Origin of the sequence: Burkholderia sp. b14 (assembly GCF_900156195.1) — a bacterium.
Lineage (GTDB): Bacteria > Pseudomonadota > Gammaproteobacteria > Burkholderiales > Burkholderiaceae > Mycetohabitans.
In genome coordinates this window covers 2,610,460-2,631,662 of sequence record NZ_FTPJ01000003.1, presented here as the reverse complement: position 1 = coordinate 2,631,662, position 21,203 = coordinate 2,610,460, and the positions used below count along the sequence as shown (strand labels likewise).

Here is a 21,203-nt window from a genome sequence, read left to right as displayed (position 1 = left end):
GTCAAGATAGTGCGCGTCAATCTAGATAGACGACCCGGTAGTGCCGGCCGATTTTTTTCCACTCAGCCGCTTCCTGGACCAGGCTGTACTCAATCAGCGGGTTGTCGTCAACCCAGCTGCGCGGCAAGCGCACCTCAAAGCCACCATCATGCTCGCATACAGCCAACCTCGGGATCGCCACGTCAACCCGGCGACGGCATAGCAGCACGGCCAACCGTAGGCAGAACAACAGGCACCAGTCCAGATCCCGCGCCTGCGCGAGCTTACCCAGCTTGCCAGCGTGGCCGAGCACGAGCGCCGCCAGCCGCGCTTGGTCAGTGCGCGAGAATCCGGGCATGTCGGCATAGCTCGCGATGTACGCCGAATGCTTATGGTAGGCACTGTGCGAGATTGACAGGCCGATTTCATGCAGCATCGCGGCCCAGCCGAGCAGTAGCGCCCCTTCCGTACGCCGCTGCGGATCGGTTTCCTTCAGTTGACCGTAAAAACCGGTTGCCAGCGCGGCGATGCGCTCGGCTTGCGCGCGATCGACGCCATAACGCCGCGAGAAGCCTTCCACCGTCACTGCACGCTTGTCCTGGTGCTGTGAGCGGCCCAGCAGGTCGTACAGCACACCGAGCCGCAATGCGCCATCGGTCGTGTCCACGTAGTCAATGCCCAGCTCCTCGAACACCGCCAGCATAATCGATAGGCCACCGGCCAACACCGGCACACGGTCGGCCTTGAGGGCGACCAGCTTGAGCCGGTTCACGTTTTCCGCCTTGATCAGCGCGCGCTTCAGGCGCTCCAGTCCACCACGCGTGATGCCGTGCGTCACGCCAGCGTCGTTGAATTGATTGGCCTCGACCAGTTCCGCGATCGCCCGCGCCGTGCCGGACGAGCCGACCGCCTGATCCCAGCCCGCCCGCTTGTACAGACTGGAGATGATTTGGATCTCGCGCTTGGCGGCCAGTCCCGCCTGGTGCATCGCGTAGTCGTCGACGTTGCCGCTCGGGAAGAACTGCCGGCTGTGCGTCACGCAACCGATGTACAGGCTCTCCATCATCAGCGGTTCGTATTCCTCGCCGATGATGAATTCGGTCGAACCGCCACCGATATCAAACACCAGCCGCCTGCCGTGGCTCACCGGCATCGAATGCGCGGCACCCGCATAAATTAGGCGTGCTTCCTCGCGCCCGGCGATGACCTCAATCGGAAAGCCCAGTGCACGCTCGGCCTCGCTAAGGAACTCGCTGGCATTCTTCGCGGCTCGCAGCGTGTTGGTGGCCACCGCCCGCACGTGGTCCGGATGAAAATCGCGCAGCCGCTCGCCGAAGCGCTTGAGCGCGTCCCAGCCGCGTAACTGCGCTGGCCGGTCGAGGAACTTGTCACGCGTGAGACCGGCAGCGAGCCGCACGGGCTCACGCAACGCGTCCACGGGGTAAATCTGCGTGCCGACGGCAGTGTCCTCTACGCGTGCGACGATAAGCCGGAAGCTGTTGGAGCCTAGGTCGACGGCAGCGAGCAGGTGCGGGGTCTTGTGCATAGGTCAATGGCGGGCCGGATTGCCGACCGTACCAAAATAACGGATAGAATGGGTGACAGTGCCGTTCTGGTCACAGCGCGTCATAACCTTATCATCATACTGTGATAGCTTCCGCAAGTGCCTGAGCCCCAGGTGCCGACGCTTGAACGCAGGTTGCGAAGTCCCGTTGGTGCCGGCGCTTGAATACGGCTGGTAAAGCCCCGTTGGTGCCAGCATTCAAACGCGGCTGGTGAAGCGCCGTTGGCGTCAGCATCTAAACGCGGTTGGTGAAGCGCTGTTGGCGCCAGCATACGTCAGGCCGCCCCACTGCGCCCTTGTATCACCCGCGACGGCGGGAAACTGACTGAGAACGTGCTGCCCTTGCCCTCCTCGCTGGCAATATGCAAGTAGGCATCGTGGCGTTGCAGCACGTGCTTGACAATCGCCAGCCCGAGCCCGGTGCCGCCGGTGTCACGCGAGCGGCTGCGATCGACGCGATAGAAGCGCTCGGTCAGCCGCGGGATATGTTCGGCCGGAATGCCCAGCCCGGTGTCGGCGACACTAAACACGGCGCCGTCACGCTCGGCGCGCCACGTCACCTGGATTGCCCCACCGGCCGGGGTATAGCGGATCGCATTGCTGACCAGGTTGTCGAGCGCACTAAGGATTTCGCTTTCCGTTCCCACCACGTTGAGTTCGTCGTCGGCTTCGAAGCTGAAGTGGTGCCGCCCGCCCGACAATCCCAACGCTTCGTTACGCAGATGCTGCAGCATCGCGCGCATGTTAATTGGCTGCTCGGCCGGCAGCTTGGCGTCGCCCTCCAGATTGGCGAGCACCAACAGGTCGTTGACGATCGTCTGCATCCTTGCCGCCTGCTGCGCCATGATATCCAGGTATCGGCCGCGATCCAATTCCGAAATCGGCAACTCGCGCATCGTCTCGAGAAATCCGGACAGCACGGTCAACGGCGTTTTCAGCTCATGTGACACATTGGCGACGAAGTCGCGCCGCATCGCATCGGTGCGCTCCAACTCGGTAATATCCTGGGTGAGAATCAGCTTGCGGTTGTCACCATACGGGAAAACCTGCACCGACAGGATATGTTGCCGACTTGTACCCATGCCCCGCATCGTCAACGCCTTGTCGTACTGATGGCTGTTTAGGTAGCGCACGAAATCGGGCTGGCGCACCAGGTGGGTAACGTGCTGGCGCAAATCGCGTTTCACATCAAGCCCGAAGTGCTGCTCGCCGATCGCATTGCACCATTCAATCTGGTTGTGATCGTCGAGCATCATCACGCCGTTGGGTGAGGCCTGGATGCCCTGGATGAACCGCGTATGCTGCTGCTCCACCTGCCGCACCTGTGCGTGCCACCGCTTGGCAAGCCGATGCAAGCGGTAATAGATCTCGCCCCACAACCCCGGCGCACTCGGCACTTCCCCATAGACCGGCGCATCGAGCAGCCGCCACAGGCGGTGCGTGTGGTAAGTGTTGAAAAGCGACTGCGCGAGCAGCGCGAGCAACGCGAACGACAGCGCCGCATCCACATTGACCGCAAAGGCGATTGCCGTGGCGACACAGCCCAGCAAGACCAGCGACACGAGCGAGCGCGCCCAAATAATATTCATGTCGGAGCGAAGAATGCCGCGAAACAAGCGACGAAGATGCGGGTGCCGACGGCGCCAGCGTCAGACTGTCTTAGCCAGCCGGTAGCCGCTGCCGCGCACTGTCTCAATCATAGCATCGCAGCTGGCAGGCTTGAGCGCGGCACGCAACCGCTTGATATGCACGTCCACCGTGCGCTCTTCAACGAACACGTGGTCGCCCCATACCTGGTCGAGCAGTTGCGTGCGGCTGTGCACGCGTTCCGGATGCGTCATAAAGAAATGCAGCAGGCGAAACTCGGTCGGCCCAAGGTCGAGCTGGGTTTCCTCGCCGTTGCCGTTCGCCACGACGCGATGCGTCGCCGGGTCCAGTCGCAAGCCGTTGATCGACACGATATCCTCGGTGAGCTGCGGCGCGCGGCGTCGTAGCACCGCCTTGATACGTGCCATCAACTCCTTGGGAGAAAACGGCTTGGTCACGTAGTCATCGGCGCCGATCTCCAACCCGAGCACCTTGTCCTGCTCCTCGCCCCGCGCAGTCAGCATGATGATCGGGATGTGCTTGGTGCGCTCGTTGCTGCGCAACTCACGTGCGAATGCGACGCCCGACTTGCCAGGCAGCATCCAGTCGAGCAACACCAGGTCCGGCAGGACATCACTGATCAAATTCAGCGCCTGCTCGGCGTTGTACGCGCGAATCGGACAGTGTCCCGCGTGCTGCAGGTTCACCGAAATCAACTCGGCAATCGCGGGCTCATCCTCGATCACGAGAATGCTGCTAGGCATCGGCACCTCTTTCGCCTTTCTAGGATCGTACAGTTAAACGAAGCAGCGCAGTCCTACAACAGCGCTTCACGCTCGAGCTGGTCGCGTGGCACGTGCCGCACGTCCGTGCCCTTGACAATGTAGATGATGAACTCGGCGATGTTCTTCGCATGGTCACCGATACGCTCGACCGCCTTCGCGACGAACAGCAGATCCAGCCCAGCCGAAATCGTGCGTGCATCTTCCATCATGTATGTCACGAGCTTGCGCACGAACGCCCGGAATTCGTCGTCGATCGCCTTGTCGTCGCGCACGATCTGCGCGGCAGCGACCGTGTCCAGCCGGGCAAACGCGTCCAGCGCGCGACGCAGGATTGACGTCGCCATGTCGCCAGCCAGCCGGATTTCCGCGATGTTCACTGTACGCGCATTGCCATCCTCCATGATTCGCTTCACGCGTTTGGCGATCTTCTCTGCTTCGTCGCCGGCGCGTTCCAGGTTCGTGATCGTCTTCGAGATGGCCATCAGCAGCCGCAAGTCGCGCGCCGCGGGCTGGCGCCGCGCGATGATATGATTGCACGCCTCGTCGATCTCGACTTCCATCGAGTTGAGCCGCGCCTCGTCGGCGATCACTTGGTCGGCTACCTCGGCGTCAAAATGGTTCAACGCCTGCATCGCCTTGATGATCTGCGACTCCACCAGCCCCCCCATCTCGAGGACTCTGGACGAAACCTGGTTCAGGTCCGCGTCGAACTGGCTGGACAAATGCTTGTCGGACATGATGCTCTCCCGTCTTGGTAATCTGCTCGATTAACCGAAGCGACCCGTAATGTAGTCTTCTGTTTCCTTGCGCACCGGCTTGATAAAAATTTTCTCGGTGCCCCCAAACTCGATCAGCTCGCCCAGGTACATATAGGCAGTGTAGTCCGAACAGCGCGCCGCCTGCTGCATGTTGTGCGTGACGATGACCACCGTATAGTCGCCCTTCAGTTCAGCAATCAACTCCTCGATGCGGCCGGTCGAGATCGGATCGAGCGCCGAGCACGGCTCGTCCAACAGCAGCACTTCGGGACGGATCGCAATGCCACGCGCGATGCACAGCCGCTGCTGCTGGCCGCCGGACAACCCATAGCCGCTTTGCTGCAGTTTGTCCTTCACTTCGGTCCACAGCGCGGCCTTGGTCAGGGCCCATTCAACACGGTCATCCATTTCCGAGCGCGACAAAGTCTCGAACATCCGCACGCCAAACGCGATGTTGTCGTAGATCGACATCGGAAACGGCGTCGGTTTCTGGAACACCATGCCGACCCGCGCACGCAGCAACGAGATGTCGCGGGTGGTCGCGAGCAGGTTCTCGCCGTCCATCAAGATCTCGCCCTCGGCGCGTTGCTCTGGATACAGCGCAAACATCTTGTTGAACGTGCGCAGCAGCGTGGATTTGCCACAACCGGATGGGCCGATGAAGGCAGTGACCTGTTTCTCGGGAATGCTCAGATTGATGTTCTTCAACGCATGATATTTACCATAGAAAAAGTTCAGGTTCTTCACCTCGATCTTCGGCTGTACCAGCACGCGGGCGCCGCTTTTGGCCGGATCGAGCGGAATCGGCGTGTTGGCACCGGTACGAGAAGGGTCGAGGTGGCGCTCAGCCATGTTCATGGGTAGTCTTCCGTCGCTTACTTCGAAAACAACGCGCGGGCCAAAATGTTCAGGCCCAGCACACCGAGCGTCATCAGGAACACGCCTGCCCACGCGAGCGATTGCCACTGCGGGAACGGACTCATCGCGAACTTGAAGATCGTATAGGGCAGGTTCGCGATCGGCTGATTCAGGTTCAGGCTGAAAAACTGATTCGATAGCGCGGTGAACAGCAGGGGGGCGGTTTCGCCAGCAATACGCGCGAGCGCCAGCAGCACGCCCGTCGTGATGCCCGCCACCGACGCCTTCAACGTGATCGATATCACCATTTTCCACTTCGGCGTGCCGAGGGCGAATGCCGCCTCGCGCAGCGCATTGGGTACCAGCTTCAGCATATTCTCCGTGGTACGGATCACGATCGGGATCTGCAACAACGCAAGCGCCACCACACCGGCCCAGCCACTGAAGTGCCCCATGTGAGCGACCACCAGCGCGTAGACGAACAGGCCAACGACAATAGACGGCGCGGACAACAGGATGTCGTTGATGAAACGCGTCGTGCCGGCTAGCAGGTTGGATTGACCGTACTCGGCCAGATAGACGCCGGCCAGAATGCCGATCGGCGTGCCGAACAGCGTGGCCAACGCCACCAGTACAAGGCTGCCGACGATCGCGTTGGCCAGCCCGCCGCCGTCCGTATTCGGTGGCGGCGTCGATTCGGTGAACAGCGTCAGCGACAGTCCATCGACGCCCAGGCGCAGCGTCGTGAACAAGATCCACACTAACCACACCAGGCCAAAGGCCATGGCCAGCAACGACAGGGTCAACGCGATTGCGTTGGTACGACGGCGACGCGCCTGCAACCGGATACGCGTCGCATCCTGGGCGTTCGTGCTACCCGGCGACACGAGATCCGACGCACGAGAATGTACGAGTCGGCTCATCGTGCGCCCTCCTCTTTTTCCAGACGCAACAGCATCAACTTGGACAAAGCAAGCACGATGAAGGTAATCAAAAACAGGATCAGCCCCAGCTCCATCAATGCTGCCGTATGCAGCCCGGGCTGGGCCTCAGCGAATTCATTGGCCAACGCCGACGTGATGCTGTTGCCCGGAGCGAACAACGAAGCACCGGACAGCAGATTGGTGTTGCCGATCACGAACGTGACCGCCATGGTCTCGCCGAGCGCACGGCCTAAGCCGAGCATGATGCCGCCGATTACACCGGTCTTCGTAAACGGCAGCACGATTTTCCACATGACTTCCCAGGTCGTACAGCCAATGCCGTACGCGGACTCCTTTAGCAGGACCGGGGTCGCTTCGAACACGTCGCGCATGACCGCAGAGATATACGGGATGGTCATGATCGCGAGGATAACGCCGGCGGCCAGGATGCCGATGCCCACCGGCGGGCCGGCCACCAGCGCGCCGACCAGCGGCATTGAACCGAGCACGGTTTGCAGCGGCTTCTGGAACCCGCTCGCAAAGATCGGCGCGAACACCAACAGACCCCACATGCCGTAGACAATGGACGGGATCGCGGCCAGCAGCTCGATCGCGATGCCCAACGGGCGCCGCAGCCAGGCAGGTGAGAGTTCGGTCAGGAACAGCGCAATGCCGAAGCTGACCGGTACCGCGATGATCAGGGCGATCAGCGATGTGGCGATCGTGCCGTAGATCGGCACCAGCGCACCGAATTGATCGGAGGGTGGATCCCAATCAGCGCGCCACAGGAACGAAAAGCCAAACTTTTGGAGGGTCGGCAGGGACGAGATGATTAGCGAAACGATGATCCCGCCAAGCATCAGCAAGGTCACGATCGCGGCAAGCCGCGCCAGCTCACCGAAGACGATATCACCTGTGCGGCCCGGCACTTTCCTTGCACGGTTGCCGCCCGAGCCGGATGCAGTCTGAACGTCGGCCATGATGCCTCTTAACAGACCACGCGGCGCAACGCGCGCGTAGCCGGTTGTCGTCAAAGCACCACGCGCCAGCGCGGCACGAAGCGGTTGCGCCCGCCGCGCCGACACGGGATGTCGGTTACCCGGCGAGCGCCTTGCCCGCGCCGTCCTTCACCTTCGACTTCCACTGCATGCGAATTTCACTGATAACCGATTCCGGCAGCGAGATGTAGTCCAGTTCGTTCGCAGCCTGCGTGCCGTTTTTGAATGCCCAATCGAAGAACTTGAGCGTCTCCTTGCCTTGCTCGGGCTTGTCCTGCGCGGCGTGCAGCAGCACGAACGTCGCGCCGACCACCGGCCAGGCTTGCTTGCCCGGCTGGTTCGTCAGGATCTGGTAGAAGGATTTCTTCCAGTTGGCGCCGGCGGCCGCGGCTTTGAACGTTTCGGTCTTCGGCTCGACGACCGTGCCAGCCGGGTTCTTCAGCGCAGTGTAGGTCATATGGTTTTGCTTCGCATAGGCCCATTCGACGTAGCCGATCGAGCCAGGCAGGCGCTGCACGAACGCGGCCACACCGTCATTGCCTTTGCCGCCGGTGCCCACCGGCCAATTCACCGTCGTGCCTTCGCCGACCTTCGACCTCCACTCGGCATTCACCTTCGACAGGTAGTTCGTCCAAATGAAGCTCGTGCCCGACCCGTCGGCGCGACGCACCACGGCGACATCAGTATCCGGCAGCTTCACCTTCGGATTGAGCGCGGCGATCGCCGGGTCATCCCACTTCTTGATCTTGCCCAGGTAGAGATCGCCCAGCACTTCGCCGGACAGCACCAATTCGCCGGCCCTGATACCCGGCACGTTGATCACCGGCACCACGCCGCCGACCACGGTCGGGAATTGGAACAGGCCATCCTTGGCGAGCACATCGTCCTTCAGCGGTGCGTCCGAGCCGGCGAAGTCGACCGTCTTCGCGATGATCTGCTTGATGCCGCCGGACGATCCGATACCCTGGTAGTTGACCTTGCCGCCGCCCGACTTTCGATAGGCATCGGCCCACTTCGTATAAATCGGCGCCGCGAACGTGCTGCCCGCGCCGGTGATATCGGCAGCCTGCACGGACCAGGCAAAGAGGGCGCCGACAACGCCGGCGATCGCGGTGTGCATCGATTTCATGAGACCTCCAAGGGTGAGCGCACTTGAGACATCGCGAAGCTTAGGCGGCGTATGTGACAGTCATGTGACATTCGGTGAATCAACTGTGACTGTCACATTATTTTTTTACCGCGCCGGCGCCCAGCTCACCCCGCGGTCGCCGCGCGCGCGACTTCGGCAATGGCTTGCGCGTGGCCGCTTGCCTCATCCGCCCGCTGCGCTTCGACCATCACGCGCAGCACCGGTTCGGTGCCGGACGCGCGGATCAGCACTCGGCCGCACGGGCCCAATGCGCGCTCGGCCTGCGCGACAGCTTCGCGAATCGCGGTACTGCCTTTCCAATCGGCACCCGGCGTCATCCGCACGTTGACCAGCGTCTGTGGAAACAATGTCAGCCCGCCAAGCAGTTGAGCCAGCGTTTGGCCGCTACGTTTGATCGCGGCGAGCACGAGCAGCGCCGATACGATGCCGTCGCCGGTCGTATGGCGGTCCAGCGACAGGATGTGGCCGGAGCCTTCGGCACCGAGTTGCCAACCCCGTTCGCGCAGTTGCTCCAAGATATAGCGATCGCCTACCGCGGCACGCACGAATTCGACGCCAAGCTGCTGTAGCGCGACCTCCACCGCTAGGTTCGTCATTAGCGTGCCGACCGCGCCCGGTACCGATCCGTGTGTGACAATGCGGTCCTTCACGAGCACGTACAGTAGCTCATCGCCGTTATACAGGCGGCCGGACGCGTCGACGACCTGCAACCGGTCCGCGTCGCCGTCCAGCGCGATGCCCAGATCGGCATGATTGGCGCGCACGGCCGCCACCAGCGTGTTAGGTGCAGTCGCACCCACCCCGTCATTGATATTGAAGCCGTTCGGGGCAACACCGATCGACACGACCTCGGCTCCCAGCTCGTGGAACACGTGCGGCGCGACCTGATATGCCGCGCCGTTCGCACAATCGACGACGAGCTTCAGTCCACGCAGGTCGAATGCGGCCGGAAACGTGCCCTTGCAAAATTCGATATACCGTCCTGCTGCGTCATCCAGACGCCGCGCTTTGCCGAGCCGCTCGGACGGCGCACACGCCATCGGTTGCTCGAGCTGGTCCTCGATCGCATGCTCGACCTCGTCGGGCAGCTTGTTGCCGTGGCCCGAAAAGAACTTGATACCGTTGTCGTAATAAGGGTTGTGCGACGCGCTGATCACGACGCCGGCGGCCAGGCGCAGCGCGCGCGTCAGATACGCGATGCCTGGCGTGGGCATCGGACCGGCCAGCATCACGTCGATGCCGGCCGCCGAAAATCCCGCTTCCAACGCCGCCTCGAACATATAGCCCGAAACCCGCGTGTCCTTGCCGATTAATACGGTCGGCCGCCCGCTGCCCGGGGTGTCCGCGCTGGCTAACACCTTGCCTGCCGCATAGCCGAGCCGCAGCACGAAATCCGGCGTGATCGGCGGCTCGCCCACCTTGCCGCGGATACCATCCGTGCCGAAATAACGACGACTCATGTTGAACTCCTCTTTTTCGTACTGTGCGACGCGTCCACCGGTGTGCGCCGCGCACGCCGCAACGTGCGTCGCCTCGGTTGCTGTTTATCGTTCTAGCCGTGCACAGACTGGGCATCGCACCACGGTCGTGCCCGCATCGCCTGCCAAACCTTCAATGCATCGACCGTCGGCGCGACATCGTGCACGCGCACAATCGCCGCGCCTCGATCGACCACCGCCAGCATGCCGGCCAGGCTGCCGGCCATCCGCTGCTGCGGCATGCTGCGACCCGTGGCCACGCCGATCATCGACTTACGCGACAGCCCCACAAGAGTTGGCACGCCGGCGGGCACGGCGTGCGGCAGCTCACGCAGCAGCGTGAAATTGTGCTCGGCCGTCTTGCCAAAACCGAAGCCCGGATCGACACAGAGCCGGTCCGCGGCGATCCCGGCGCGCTCCAGTGACCGGATCCGCTCGTCGAGAAAGTCGCGAACCTCCGCGACGACATCGCGGTACTGCGGCTCGCGTTGCATCGTACCGGGCTCGCCTTGCATATGCATTACACACAGCCCGCAACGCGTGTCGCGCACCGCATCGAGCGCGCCGGGCTGACGCAGGCCCCAGATATCGTTGATCAAGTCCGCGCCGGCGTCGAGCGCGGCGCGCATCACTTCGGGCTTGTACGTATCGACCGAGATCGGCACGCCCGTATCGCGCAACGCGTCGATCAAAGGCAGCACCCGCGTCAGTTCCTCGTCCAGCGAGACCGGCGGTGCGCCAGGCCGCGTCGATTCGCCGCCGATGTCGATCAGGTCCGCCCCCTCGTCGATCATCTGCTGGGCGCGCGCACGCGCGGCATCATAGCCAACGAAATGTCCGCCATCGGAGAACGAATCTGGCGTCACGTTCAAAATGCCCATCACTAGGGGCCGCGCTAGCGTAAGCCTGAAGCGGCCACATTGCAACGTCGTGCCGGCGGCCGGGCCGGTTGTGCTAGGAGTACTCGACATCGAATAGGCATACCCGAGAGAAAATAAATGACAAAGGGCTGGTGCACCAGCACCAGCCCTTGGCGGGGAAACGGTTGCGGTTTTACGCGGGGGCGGTCGCGCCCGGCGCGGGCTTCACCTCGGCGCCGCCTCCTGTGCCGCCGCTCGGCGCGTCGCCGGACGGCGGGGGCAGGTTCTTTGGCGGACGCGGATCATTGCCAGACATAATGTCATTGATCTGGTCGGCGTCGATCGTCTCCCATTCGAGCAGCGCCTTGACCATCGCCTCGACCTTTTCGCGGTTATCCTCCAGCAGCGTGCGCGCCAGCGCATATTGCTCGTCGAGGATGCGGCGAATCTCCGCGTCGACCTTCTGTTGCGTCGCCTCGGACACCGAGCGCGACGACATCCGGCCGAACATGCCGTCCTGCTCAGTATCGATATAGACCATCGTCCCAAGCACGTCGGACATGCCGTAGCGCGTCACCATGTCGCGGGCCATTTTGGTCGCCCGTTCAAAGTCATTGGACGCGCCGGTCGACATTGAATTCAAGAAGACTTCCTCGGCAGCGCGGCCGCCAAACAGGATCGCGATCTCCTCGAGCATCTTGTCGCGGTACAGGTTGACGCGATCATGCTCGGGCAACTGCCACGTGACGCCCAACGCCCAGCCGCGCGGCATAATCGTCACCTTGTGAACGGGATCGGCGTGCGGCAGCAGCTTCGCGACGACCGCATGGCCCGACTCGTGATACGCGGTATTGCGACGCTCCTCTTCGCGCATCACGGCTGACTTGCGCTCCGGGCCCATGAAGATCTTGTCCTTGGCATCCTCGAAATCCTGCATCTCGACAATGCGCTTGCCGCGACGCGCGGCGAACAGCGCCGCCTCGTTCACCAGATTCGCGAGGTCTGCGCCGGAAAAGCCCGGCGTGCCGCGCGCCACCACTGACGCATCGACATCGTTTGAAATCGGCACTTTGCGCAGATGGACCTTTAGGATCTGCTCGCGTCCGCGGATGTCCGGCAAACCAACGTAGACCTGACGGTCGAAACGTCCGGGACGCAGCAGTGCTTTGTCGAGCACGTCGGAGCGATTGGTCGCGGCAATGACGATCACGCCCGAATTGGCCTCGAAACCGTCCATCTCGACCAGCATCTGGTTCAGCGTCTGTTCGCGCTCGTCGTTGCCGCCGCCCATGCCGGCGCCGCGATGGCGGCCGACCGCGTCGATTTCGTCGATGAACACGATACAGGGTGCGTGCTTCTTCGCCTGTTCGAACATGTCGCGCACGCGTGCTGCGCCCACGCCGACGAACATTTCAACAAAGTCCGAACCCGAAATACTGAAGAACGGCACCTTCGCTTCACCGGCGATCGCACGCGCAAGCAACGTCTTGCCGGTCCCCGGCGGTCCGACGAGCAGCACACCGCGCGGAATACGGCCGCCGAGCTTCTGAAATTTCTGCGGATCGCGCAGGAAATCGACTAGCTCGGTCACTTCCTCCTTCGCCTCATCGCAGCCCGCAACGTCGGTAAAATTCACCGCATTGTTGTTTTCATCGATGAGCCGCGCACGCGACTTGCCGAACGAAAACGCCCCGCCTTTGCCGCCGCCTTGCATCTGTCGCATCATGTAAAACCAGAAGCCGATGATCAAGATCGTCGGGCCGAGGTAGTACAACGCGGACACCAGCGCGTTCGGTTCATCATCGGCCTTGCCGCTGACCTGTACGCCATACTTCATCAGGTCACCGACCATCCAGATGTCGCCGGGCGACACAATCTGATATTTCTGGCCGTCCGCAGGAGTAACGGTGAGGTTGCGGCCCTGGACGATGACGTTCTTGACCTTGCCATTCTTCGCGTCGTCCATGAACTGCGAATACGTGACGCCTTCCTGGACGCGGGGCTTGTCGAACTGCTTGAACACCGTAAACAGCACCAGTGCGATGACAAGCCACACTGCCGCCTTGGAAAACATGTTGTTGTTCAACGCACCACTCCTTCACTCATATAGGGCGGCATCCGACTTCCCGCCAGAAAGCCAACCACCTTTGGGCATTCTAATCCAGTCCGCTTCCCCCTGCCAGAGCGATTGATTCTCGGGCGGATAGCGAAAAACTTGAAAAAACCCACGCGTTTTGCGCGTTTCGGCGCGCAATGCCGAAACAGTACGCTACCGAACCAATGTTCCTGCATTCACGCCCGCGGATGCTTCAGCACCCGACCGAGAATAAACGTTTCCGATGATTTGTCGCGCGAGGCCTTCGGCTTGCGCGCCGCCACGGTCTTGAACTGGTGTTTGAACCGCTCGACGATCTGACTGTAGCCGCTGCCATGAAAACACTTAACCAACAGCGCTCCCTGTGGTGTCAAGTGATCCTGCGCAAATTCGAGCGCCAAATCGCACACGTGCTCGATCCGCGCCGCATCCGCCACCGCGACACCTGACAGGTTGGGGGCCATGTCGGAAATGACAAGGTCTACCGCGCGGCCATCGACGGCCGCCTCCAACTGCGCCAGTATCGCATCATCGCGGAAATCGCCCTGGATGAACGTCACGTCGGCGATCGGCTCCATCGGCAGCATATCCAGCGCAATGATCATGCCGTCAATGCCGCCGCCGGCACGGTGGGGACTGGCTGCCAGCTTGTTGCGCGCGTATTGACTCCAGCTTCCCGGTGCGGCGCCCAGGTCGACGATCACCTGTCCGGGCCGGATCAGCTTGTCCTGTTCGTCGATTTCCTTGAGCTTGTACGCCGCGCGTGCTCGATATCCGTCGCGCTGCGCGAGTTTGACGTACGGATCATTGAGGTGGTCATGTAACCACGATTGATTGAAACGGTTTTTTGCCATAAAAGAGTTTAAATGTGGCCCGAGCGACACGGTGACGGCTCTTTTGGCGGATAATAAGCGTCTTTTGCGGCCGCGTTGGCTGCTGCCCTGCTTGCCGGATTACCCCCATGCCTGCCCTTACCCTTTCCTCCGCCGAGCGCAGCGCGCTGCGCTCGCAAGCCCATCCGCTGAAGCCAGTCGTCTTGATCGGCGCAGATGGATTGACCGACGCGGTGCTCAACGAGATCGACGTGCACCTGAACGCGCATGAGTTGATTAAGATCCGCGTGTTTGGCGACGAGCGCGACGAGCGCGCGGCGCTTTACGACACGATCTGTGACCGTCTGTCGGCGGCGCCTATTCAGCATATCGGCAAGTTGCTGGTCATCTGGAGGCCACGACGCGACGACACTGCTGCCAGCGCCCCGCGCGGCACAGCCTCGCGCGCGCCCCGCACGGCACAGGCTCGCCGCGCCGTGCCGCAGCGCAACGCCGATGTGCCGAGCGCCGGCACTGCCCGCTGCGCCGCGCGCCGCGACACGTCGACGGCCGGTGCCGCGCCACGTGTCGTCAAAGTTGTAAAACCGTCCAGCACGATACGGCGCCCAAAGCCACAATTGGTCAAGGTGCTCGGCAATGAACGCGTCACCGCTGGCGGCAATGTCAAAAAGGCGAAAAAGCGACAGACAAGTCCGAAGCGCCAGCACCAGTCTAACAAATAGGCACCACCGACCTGCTACCGAATCCCGCGCGTCCACGCGCGATGCTTGACGGCATGCGATTGCACACAGCCTACACGGCGAGCGCACCGGGATAGCGGCGGGGCGATCGCTTAGAACATCGACCGCGTGGCGACCGGCAAGCGCCACACTAGCACGAGGCCAAGCAGGCTTTGCACCAGGTAGATGGCGCTGGATGCGACGTGCAAAGCACCAAAGCGCGCCGCATAGGCGGAATCTCCGACATCCGTCCCGGCTTGCTGCGCCGCGACGCGCAATTCGTTCATGAACGGCTGCAGCGCGAAATAGCCGACCAGCACGCATACCAGCATCGCGATGATCACCCAGCGCGCGACCCGGTACGCCCGGTCGCCGCGTTTAACAAACGCGTGCGCGCACCCGAGCAGCACGATACCAGCCACCACGCCGATCACCGCCTGCGTGTGGAACAGCGAGGCGGCGACCATGCCCGCACTCGTGCGATCGAGCGACGCGAACAGGGTCGGCGCAGCCAGGTAGCCGGTGCTGACGAGACTGCCGACCCACAGCATCGCGAGCAGGCGGAACAGGCGCTGTGCAATCATCGTTCGAATGGCGCAATCATTAGGAGCATGACATTTTACTCGTAACGTACCGTGATGATCTCGTACTCGCGCACGCCGCTGGGCGCTTGCACCGCCGCCACATCGCCCTCGAACTTGCCAATCAACGCGCGAGCAATTGGCGAACTGACTGAGATCAGCCCATGTTCGAGATCCGCCTCGTCGTCTCCGACGATTTGGTAGGTGACCTTGTCACCCGAATCGAGATCCTCGAGATCGACGGTGGCGCCGAATACGATGCGCCCGTCCGCATCGACCGCCTTCGGATCGATGATCTGCGCGGCCGACAATTTCGATTCGAGTTCAGCGATGCGGCCCTCGATAAACGCCTGCTTCTCCTTCGCGGCATCGTACTCGGCGTTTTCCGATAAATCACCTTGTGCACGCGCCTCGGCGATCGCGTGGATCACCGACGGACGCTCGACCGACTTCAGTCGTTGCAATTCGTCACGCAGTTGGTCAGCACCGCGCTTCGTCAGTGGAATAGTGCTCATAACAGGCTCAGGGTTAAAAAAATTACCGCGGTTGATCGCATCCCATTTCGGGATACCGCTCAACCGCGGCTCATAGGGCTACTTTGGGTACCACCGACGGGTACAAACGCATCTTACCTCATCTGCGCAAGCACGCCGCCGGATCGACAATCAGTTTAGGCGAGCATGAAGCCCTTGTAAATCATAGACCTCAAGGTTTTTCAAATAGCGCAGGCCTTCGACTGCAGCGCGCGCACCGGACATCGTCGTGTAGTACGTCACCTTGTTCGCCTGCGCGCTCATGCGAATCGAGCGCGAATCAGCGATCGCGGTCCGGGTTTCATCGACAGTCGTGAATACGAGCGCGATTTCGCCGTTCTTGATCATGTCGACGATATGCGGCCGACCGTCCTTGACCTTATTGACGACTTTGACCGGCACACCTGCAGCCGCAATCGCCATGGCCGTTCCCTTCGTCGCGACTAACGGATAGCCTAGCTCATGCAGCATGCGCGCTAACTCGACGGCCTTGGGCTTATCCGCGTCCATCACGGTCAGCAGCACGGTGCCCGAAGCGGGCAGCCGCGAGCCGGCAGCTAGTTGCGACTTGAACAGCGCCTCGCCGAACGTGCGTCCAACGCCCATCACTTCACCGGTCGAACGCATCTCTGGTCCCAGCACCGGATCGACAGCCGGGAACTTGATGAACGGGAACACCGCCTCCTTCACGCTGAAGTAAGGCGGCTCAACCTCCTGTGTCACCCGCTGCGCGACCAGCGTCTGTCCGACCATCGCGCGCGCGGCGATCTTGGCCAGTTGCAGCCCAGTCGCCTTCGATACGTACGGCACCGTGCGTGACGCGCGCGGATTGACTTCCAGCACGTAGATCACATCGCCGAGCGTACCGTTGGCCTGCGGCACCTGCTGGATGGCGAACTGTACGTTCATCAGCCCGATCACGTTCAGCGCCCGCGCCATCGCCGCGGTCTGCCGCTTGAGTTCGGTCACGGTCGCAGCCGACAGCGAATAAGGTGGCAGCGAGCAGGCAGAATCTCCAGAGTGCACGCCCGCCTGCTCAATATGCTCCATGACACCGCCAATGAAGACCGCACTGCCGTCACAAATGCAATCAACATCACATTCGATCGCGTCATTCAGGAACCGATCCAGCAACACCGGCGAATCGTTCGATACCTTGACCGCTTCGCGCATATAGCGTTCCAGGTCACGCGGCGCATGCACGATCTCCATCGCGCGGCCGCCCAGCACGTAGGAGGGACGCACGACAAGCGGATAGCCGATCTCGCCGGCTAGCTGCAGTGCTTCGTCCTCGGTGCGAGCGGTCCGATTCGGCGGCTGACGCAGGCCGAGCGATTGCAACAGCTTCTGGAAGCGCTCGCGGTCCTCGGCCGCATCGATCATGTCCGGCGATGTACCCACGATCGGCACACCATTGGCCTCCAGATCCAGCGCAAGCTTCAACGGCGTCTGGCCGCCGTATTGCACGATCACGCCGAGCGGCTTTTCCTTGTCGACGATCTCGAGCACATCCTCCAGCGTCAGCGGCTCGAAATAAAGCCGATCCGACGTGTCATAGTCGGTCGATACCGTTTCCGGATTGCAGTTGACCATGATCGTTTCGTAGCCGTCCTCGCGCATCGCCAGCGCGGCATGCACGCAGCAATAGTCGAATTCGATGCCCTGGCCAATCCGGTTCGGGCCGCCGCCCAACACCATAATCTTTTTGTTCGTCGTCGGCTGCGCCTCGCACTCCTGCTCGTACGTCGAGTACATGTAAGCGGTTTTCGTCGCAAACTCCGCCGCGCAAGTGTCCACGCGTTTGTATACCGGCCGCACATTCAACTCGATGCGACGCGCGCGTACCTCAGCCGGGCTTGCGCCCGTCAGCTTGGCCAGACGCCGGTCCGAGAAGCCGCTCTGCTTCAAGTACAACAGCTCGTCGCGCGACAGGCTGACCAGCGAGCGTGCGGCGAGCGCTTTTTCCTTCAGCACGATCTGCTCGATCTGGGCGAGGAACCACGGATCAATCCCGGTTTCGTCGAAGATCTCGTCGCGCGACAACCCCACGCGGAATGCATCGCCAACATACCAGATCCGGTCCGGACCCGGCGTGCCGATCTGCTCGACAATCTCGTCGCGGTCCGTGGACTTTTCGTCCAGTCCGTCCACGCCGACCTCCAGCCCCCGCAGCGCCTTCTGAAACGATTCCTGGAACGTGCGTCCGATCGCCATCACCTCGCCGACGGACTTCATCTGGGTGGTCAAGTGCGGATCGGCCTCGCGAAATTTCTCGAACGCAAAGCGCGGTACCTTCGTGACCACGTAGTCAATCGTCGGCTCGAACGAGGCCGGCGTCTGGCCACCGGTGATCTCGTTCTTCAATTCATCCAACGTATAGCCGACCGCGAGCTTGGCTGCAACCTTCGCGATCGGGAATCCCGTTGCCTTCGACGCGAGCGCAGACGAGCGCGACACGCGCGGATTCATCTCGATCACGATCATGCGACCATCGCGCGGATTGATCGCAAATTGCACGTTCGAGCCGCCCGTATCCACGCCGATCTCGCGCAGCACTGCAAGCGACGCGTCGCGCATCAATTGGTATTCCTTGTCGGTCAGCGTCTGCGCGGGCGCGACAGTGATCGAGTCGCCGGTATGGATACCCATCGGATCGAGATTCTCGATCGAGCAGACAATGATGCAGTTGTCGTGCCGGTCACGCACAACCTCCATCTCGAATTCCTTCCAACCCAGCAGCGATTCCTCGATCAGCAACTCGCGCGTGGGCGACAAATCTAGGCCGCGCTTACAGATCTCCTCGAACTCGACACGGTTGTATGCAATACCGCCCCCCGAGCCGCCGAGCGTGAACGATGGCCGGATCACCACTGGGTAGCCCGCGCCACCGGTCGCCTGGGCAATCTCGGCCTGGACCTTCAGCGCCTCTTCCCACGAGTGCGCAATTCCCGACTTGGCCGAGCCCAACCCGATCCGGTCCATCGCCTCCTTGAACTTCTGCCGATCCTCGGCCTTGTCGATCGCCGCGGGCGACGCGCCGATCAACTCGACGCCGTATTTGTCCAGCACGCCGTGCCGATGCAGGTCCAGCGCGCAGTTCAGCGCGGTCTGGCCTCCCATCGTCGGCAGGATCGCGTCGGGACGCTCCTTCGCGATGATCGTCTCGACGACTTCCCAGGTGATCGGTTCGATGTACGTGACGTCGGCCGTATCCGGGTCGGTCATGATCGTCGCCGGATTGCTGTTGACCAAGATCACCTTATAGCCTTCCTCGCGCAGTGCCTTGCACGCCTGCGCGCCGGAATAGTCGAACTCGCACGCCTGGCCGATGATGATCGGCCCCGCGCCGATGATAAGAATACTGTTGATGTCTGTCCGCTTGGGCATAACGCTACTCGCTGGTGTGCGCGTGTATCGCGCTGATATTCGTGTCTTCGGTATTGCGGTGCGGCGCATGTCGCACACGCGCCTGCATGCCGACTGACGCGCAGCGGGGGCAATGAGCCGCCCGCCGCGCGGTGCTATGCGGCGCTCGTGGCGCAGTTGCGGCCGGCCTTGCTCGCGTTGATCAAGCCAACGAACCGGTCAAACAGGTAGCCGATGTCGTGCGGCCCCGGCGACGCTTCCGGGTGCCCCTGGAAGCAGAACGCGGGCTTGTCCTGCAGCGCAAAGCCCTGCAGCGTGCCATCGAACAGCGAGACGTGCGTGACCTTCGCGTTGGCCGGCAGCGTTGACGCGTCAACCGCGAAACCGTGGTTTTGCGAGGTGATCACGACCTTGCCGTTGTCCAGATCCTTGACCGGGTGATTGGCGCCATGGTGGCCGGTCTTCATCTTCAACGTCTTCGCGCCGACAGCCAGCGCCATGATCTGGTGGCCCAGGCAAATGCCGAACGTCGGCACGCCGCGCTCGATCAATTCGCGCGTCGCGGCGACCGCGTAATCGCATGCTTGCGGATCACCGGGCCCATTGGACAGGAACACGCCATCCGGATTCAGCGCAAGCGCGTCAGCGACGCTCGATTGGGCGGGCAACACGGTGACATGGCACCCGCGCTCGGCAAGCATGCGCAGAATATTGCGTTTAATGCCGTAGTCGAACGCGACCACCCGGTACTGCGGCGTTGGTTGCGCCCGGTAGCCTTCGCCTAGGCGCCATTCGGTCTCGGTCCACTCGTAGCGCGCGTGCGTCGACACGACTTTTGCCAGATCCATGCCGGCCAGGCCCGGGAACGAGCGCGCCAGCTCGAGCGCCTGTTGTTCGTCGGTCCCGACGAGAATGCAGCCGTTCTGCGCGCCCCGCTCGCGCAGAATGCGGGTCAAGCAGCGCGTATCCAAGCCGGCGATCGCGACCACGCCTTCGCCGGCCAGATAGTCAGACAACGTGCGCTGAGCGCGGAAATTCGACGCCAGCACCGGCAGATCGCGAATCACCAGGCCAGCGGCATGGACGCGGCCCGACTCGACGTCTTCGTCGTTCACACCGACATTGCCGATGTGCGGATACGTCAGCGTGACGATCTGGCGCGCGTAGCTGGGGTCGGTGAGAATTTCCTGGTAGCCGGTGATCGCAGTATTGAACACCACTTCACCAATCGTGTGGCCGGTGGCGCCGATCGAGTAGCCGCGCAAAACGGTGCCATCGGCAAGCGCGAGCAGAGCGGGAGAAAAAGACGGCAACACGGGGGGCTCCTTCCGGGGACACCCTGCTGCCGACCTGTCGTCCTTGTCCGGGGGGCGCATTGTCCGCCTCGGGGCCCATTCGGCTCACAGACGACGTGCACAATCGGCCCCGCTGCGGGCGACAGCTCCGATAGAATCGGGCGCGCGGCGGACGAGCGGTTTGGGAAAGGTAGGCGCTAGGGTGCGGGTTGATTAACTTAAACTTTCAAATTATAGCTTGAAACCGATCTTGCCTCAAAATCCATCGGCTCAACGACCCACTGTCGGCCACGCTTTAGTTTTAGTCCATTTTCAATCGGATCTCGGCGCGGCGCGTTCTCGGCAGACCCGGTCGTTTCCTGTCGCAAGCCCACTTCCCGCCCGCGCATCGCAGCGCCAGCATGAAGTATCCGATTGCGGCAAGCCCTTGCACCACGACCAACACGAACCAGACCCATTGATGTGCGTGGGCCGGATAATGGCCGCCTCACGCCGGCCAATGATCCAGCGCCGCGCCGATCGCCACTTGCAGTACAAAGATCTCCCAAAATCACCAACGTGAAACTCGTGTTCACGCGGCCGATCAGGCGCGCCGGAAAGTGCTCGGCAAGTACGGCATAGGTGAGAATGCCGGAGCTGCCCAATGCGCCGTAGGCGGCCCACACCGCCATCGGCGGCAACGGCACGCGGGCGGCGATGAGCCCCTGCACCAGTACGAACAACACCATCGTGACGCCGGAGAACCGAGATACCGACACGCCCCAGCGCTCGAACGTGCGGGCCAGCGCGCCAAAGCCGATGTTGCCCACAATGAAGGTGGTACCGAACACCGATACGCTCG

18 protein-coding genes are annotated in these 21,203 nt (G+C 62.1%); 1 reads left to right on the top strand and 17 read right to left on the bottom strand.

Features of this window, described 5'->3' with window-relative positions:
• Window positions 1–16: 16 nt before the first annotated feature.
• The 12 genes from ppx to B0B13_RS16585 all read right to left on the bottom strand — a co-directional run bounded on the left by ppx (window position 17) and on the right by B0B13_RS16585 (window position 13,889).
• Window positions 17–1,525 (bottom strand): exopolyphosphatase, encoded by a 1,509-nt coding sequence (ppx, locus tag B0B13_RS16640; RefSeq protein ID WP_076797132.1) that lies wholly within the window; start codon window positions 1,523–1,525, stop codon window positions 17–19.
• A 293-nt stretch (window positions 1,526–1,818) separates the two neighbouring features.
• Window positions 1,819–3,132 carry a phosphate regulon sensor histidine kinase PhoR gene (gene phoR / locus B0B13_RS16635; protein WP_076797131.1) on the bottom strand — a complete coding sequence of 438 codons (1,314 nt, stop codon included), beginning with the start codon at window positions 3,130–3,132 and terminating at the stop codon, window positions 1,819–1,821.
• Between the two features lie 60 nt (window positions 3,133–3,192).
• Window positions 3,193–3,894 carry a phosphate regulon transcriptional regulator PhoB gene (gene phoB / locus B0B13_RS16630; RefSeq protein ID WP_076797130.1) on the bottom strand — a complete coding sequence of 234 codons (702 nt, stop codon included), beginning with the start codon at window positions 3,892–3,894 and terminating at the stop codon, window positions 3,193–3,195.
• A 53-nt stretch (window positions 3,895–3,947) separates the two neighbouring features.
• Window positions 3,948–4,652 carry a phosphate signaling complex protein PhoU gene (phoU, locus tag B0B13_RS16625; protein WP_076797129.1) on the bottom strand — a complete coding sequence of 235 codons (705 nt, stop codon included), beginning with the start codon at window positions 4,650–4,652 and terminating at the stop codon, window positions 3,948–3,950.
• 30 nt (window positions 4,653–4,682) lie between these two features.
• On the bottom strand, window positions 4,683–5,525 hold the full coding sequence (gene pstB / locus B0B13_RS16620; protein WP_170872472.1) for a phosphate ABC transporter ATP-binding protein PstB: 843 nt from the start codon (window positions 5,523–5,525) through the stop codon (window positions 4,683–4,685).
• A 23-nt stretch (window positions 5,526–5,548) separates the two neighbouring features.
• Window positions 5,549–6,454 carry a phosphate ABC transporter permease PstA gene (gene pstA, locus B0B13_RS16615; RefSeq protein WP_170872453.1) on the bottom strand — a complete coding sequence of 302 codons (906 nt, stop codon included), beginning with the start codon at window positions 6,452–6,454 and terminating at the stop codon, window positions 5,549–5,551.
• Window positions 6,451–7,434 carry a phosphate ABC transporter permease PstC gene (pstC, locus tag B0B13_RS16610; RefSeq protein ID WP_076797406.1) on the bottom strand — a complete coding sequence of 328 codons (984 nt, stop codon included), beginning with the start codon at window positions 7,432–7,434 and terminating at the stop codon, window positions 6,451–6,453. The genes pstA and pstC overlap by 4 nt, the downstream gene beginning before the upstream one ends.
• A gap of 115 nt (window positions 7,435–7,549) precedes the next feature.
• Window positions 7,550–8,581, bottom strand: a complete 1,032-nt coding sequence (gene pstS / locus B0B13_RS16605) for a phosphate ABC transporter substrate-binding protein PstS (protein WP_076797128.1) — start codon at window positions 8,579–8,581, stop codon at window positions 7,550–7,552.
• Between the two features lie 125 nt (window positions 8,582–8,706).
• Complete coding sequence (gene glmM / locus B0B13_RS16600; RefSeq protein WP_076797127.1) at window positions 8,707–10,062, bottom strand: phosphoglucosamine mutase; 1,356 nt, start codon at window positions 10,060–10,062, stop codon at window positions 8,707–8,709.
• Window positions 10,063–10,154: 92 nt separating this feature from the next.
• On the bottom strand, window positions 10,155–11,051 hold the full coding sequence (gene folP, locus B0B13_RS16595) for a dihydropteroate synthase (RefSeq protein WP_076797126.1): 897 nt from the start codon (window positions 11,049–11,051) through the stop codon (window positions 10,155–10,157).
• 82 nt (window positions 11,052–11,133) lie between these two features.
• Window positions 11,134–13,026 carry an ATP-dependent zinc metalloprotease FtsH gene (ftsH, locus tag B0B13_RS16590; RefSeq protein WP_076785189.1) on the bottom strand — a complete coding sequence of 631 codons (1,893 nt, stop codon included), beginning with the start codon at window positions 13,024–13,026 and terminating at the stop codon, window positions 11,134–11,136.
• Window positions 13,027–13,232: 206 nt separating this feature from the next.
• Window positions 13,233–13,889: an RlmE family RNA methyltransferase gene (locus B0B13_RS16585; protein WP_076785190.1), complete on the bottom strand. Its 657-nt coding sequence runs from the start codon at window positions 13,887–13,889 to the stop codon at window positions 13,233–13,235.
• Window positions 13,890–13,996: 107 nt separating this feature from the next.
• On the opposite strand from B0B13_RS16585, the gene B0B13_RS16580 reads away from it, so the two are divergent.
• A complete protein-coding gene (locus B0B13_RS16580) occupies window positions 13,997–14,590 on the top strand; it encodes a YhbY family RNA-binding protein (RefSeq protein WP_076797125.1) in 594 nt (197 codons plus the stop codon).
• Window positions 14,591–14,700: 110 nt separating this feature from the next.
• Here B0B13_RS16580 and B0B13_RS16575 read toward each other — a convergent pair whose 3' ends face one another.
• The 5 genes from B0B13_RS16575 to B0B13_RS16555 all read right to left on the bottom strand — a co-directional run bounded on the left by B0B13_RS16575 (window position 14,701) and on the right by B0B13_RS16555 (window position 21,192).
• On the bottom strand, window positions 14,701–15,168 hold the full coding sequence (locus tag B0B13_RS16575; protein WP_235090204.1) for a DUF4149 domain-containing protein: 468 nt from the start codon (window positions 15,166–15,168) through the stop codon (window positions 14,701–14,703).
• Window positions 15,169–15,206: 38 nt separating this feature from the next.
• Window positions 15,207–15,683 carry a transcription elongation factor GreA gene (gene greA, locus B0B13_RS16570; protein ID WP_076785193.1) on the bottom strand — a complete coding sequence of 159 codons (477 nt, stop codon included), beginning with the start codon at window positions 15,681–15,683 and terminating at the stop codon, window positions 15,207–15,209.
• A 150-nt stretch (window positions 15,684–15,833) separates the two neighbouring features.
• The gene (gene carB / locus B0B13_RS16565; protein WP_076785194.1) at window positions 15,834–19,088 is read right to left on the bottom strand and encodes a carbamoyl-phosphate synthase large subunit; all 3,255 of its coding nucleotides are present in this window, start codon (window positions 19,086–19,088) and stop codon (window positions 15,834–15,836) included.
• Window positions 19,089–19,222: 134 nt separating this feature from the next.
• Window positions 19,223–20,383, bottom strand: coding sequence for a glutamine-hydrolyzing carbamoyl-phosphate synthase small subunit (gene carA / locus B0B13_RS16560; RefSeq protein ID WP_076797123.1), 1,161 nt, complete (start codon window positions 20,381–20,383; stop codon window positions 19,223–19,225).
• 197 nt (window positions 20,384–20,580) lie between these two features.
• Window positions 20,581–21,192, bottom strand: a complete 612-nt coding sequence (locus B0B13_RS16555; protein ID WP_076797122.1) for a hypothetical protein — start codon at window positions 21,190–21,192, stop codon at window positions 20,581–20,583.
• Window positions 21,193–21,203: the final 11 nt, after the last annotated feature.

Excerpts from the sequence above, each read along its gene's own strand:
- pstA (WP_170872453.1), bottom strand. The coding sequence starts at position 6,454 with ATGAGCCGACTCGTACATTCTCGTGCGTCGGATCTCGTGTCGCCGGGT.
- pstS (WP_076797128.1), bottom strand. The coding sequence starts at position 8,581 with ATGAAATCGATGCACACCGCGATCGCCGGCGTTGTCGGCGCCCTCTTT.
- greA (WP_076785193.1), bottom strand. The coding sequence starts at position 15,683 with ATGAGCACTATTCCACTGACGAAGCGCGGTGCTGACCAACTGCGTGAC.
- ppx (WP_076797132.1), bottom strand. The coding sequence starts at position 1,525 with ATGCACAAGACCCCGCACCTGCTCGCTGCCGTCGACCTAGGCTCCAAC.
- carB (WP_076785194.1), bottom strand. The coding sequence starts at position 19,088 with ATGCCCAAGCGGACAGACATCAACAGTATTCTTATCATCGGCGCGGGG.
- B0B13_RS16580 (WP_076797125.1), top strand. The coding sequence starts at position 13,997 with ATGCCTGCCCTTACCCTTTCCTCCGCCGAGCGCAGCGCGCTGCGCTCG.
- pstB (WP_170872472.1), bottom strand. The coding sequence starts at position 5,525 with ATGGCTGAGCGCCACCTCGACCCTTCTCGTACCGGTGCCAACACGCCG.
- folP (WP_076797126.1), bottom strand. The coding sequence starts at position 11,051 with ATGTCGAGTACTCCTAGCACAACCGGCCCGGCCGCCGGCACGACGTTG.
- phoU (WP_076797129.1), bottom strand. The coding sequence starts at position 4,652 with ATGTCCGACAAGCATTTGTCCAGCCAGTTCGACGCGGACCTGAACCAG.
- phoB (WP_076797130.1), bottom strand. The coding sequence starts at position 3,894 with ATGCCTAGCAGCATTCTCGTGATCGAGGATGAGCCCGCGATTGCCGAG.
- pstC (WP_076797406.1), bottom strand. The coding sequence starts at position 7,434 with ATGGCCGACGTTCAGACTGCATCCGGCTCGGGCGGCAACCGTGCAAGG.
- glmM (WP_076797127.1), bottom strand. The coding sequence starts at position 10,062 with ATGAGTCGTCGTTATTTCGGCACGGATGGTATCCGCGGCAAGGTGGGC.
- phoR (WP_076797131.1), bottom strand. The coding sequence starts at position 3,132 with ATGAATATTATTTGGGCGCGCTCGCTCGTGTCGCTGGTCTTGCTGGGC.
- B0B13_RS16585 (WP_076785190.1), bottom strand. The coding sequence starts at position 13,889 with ATGGCAAAAAACCGTTTCAATCAATCGTGGTTACATGACCACCTCAAT.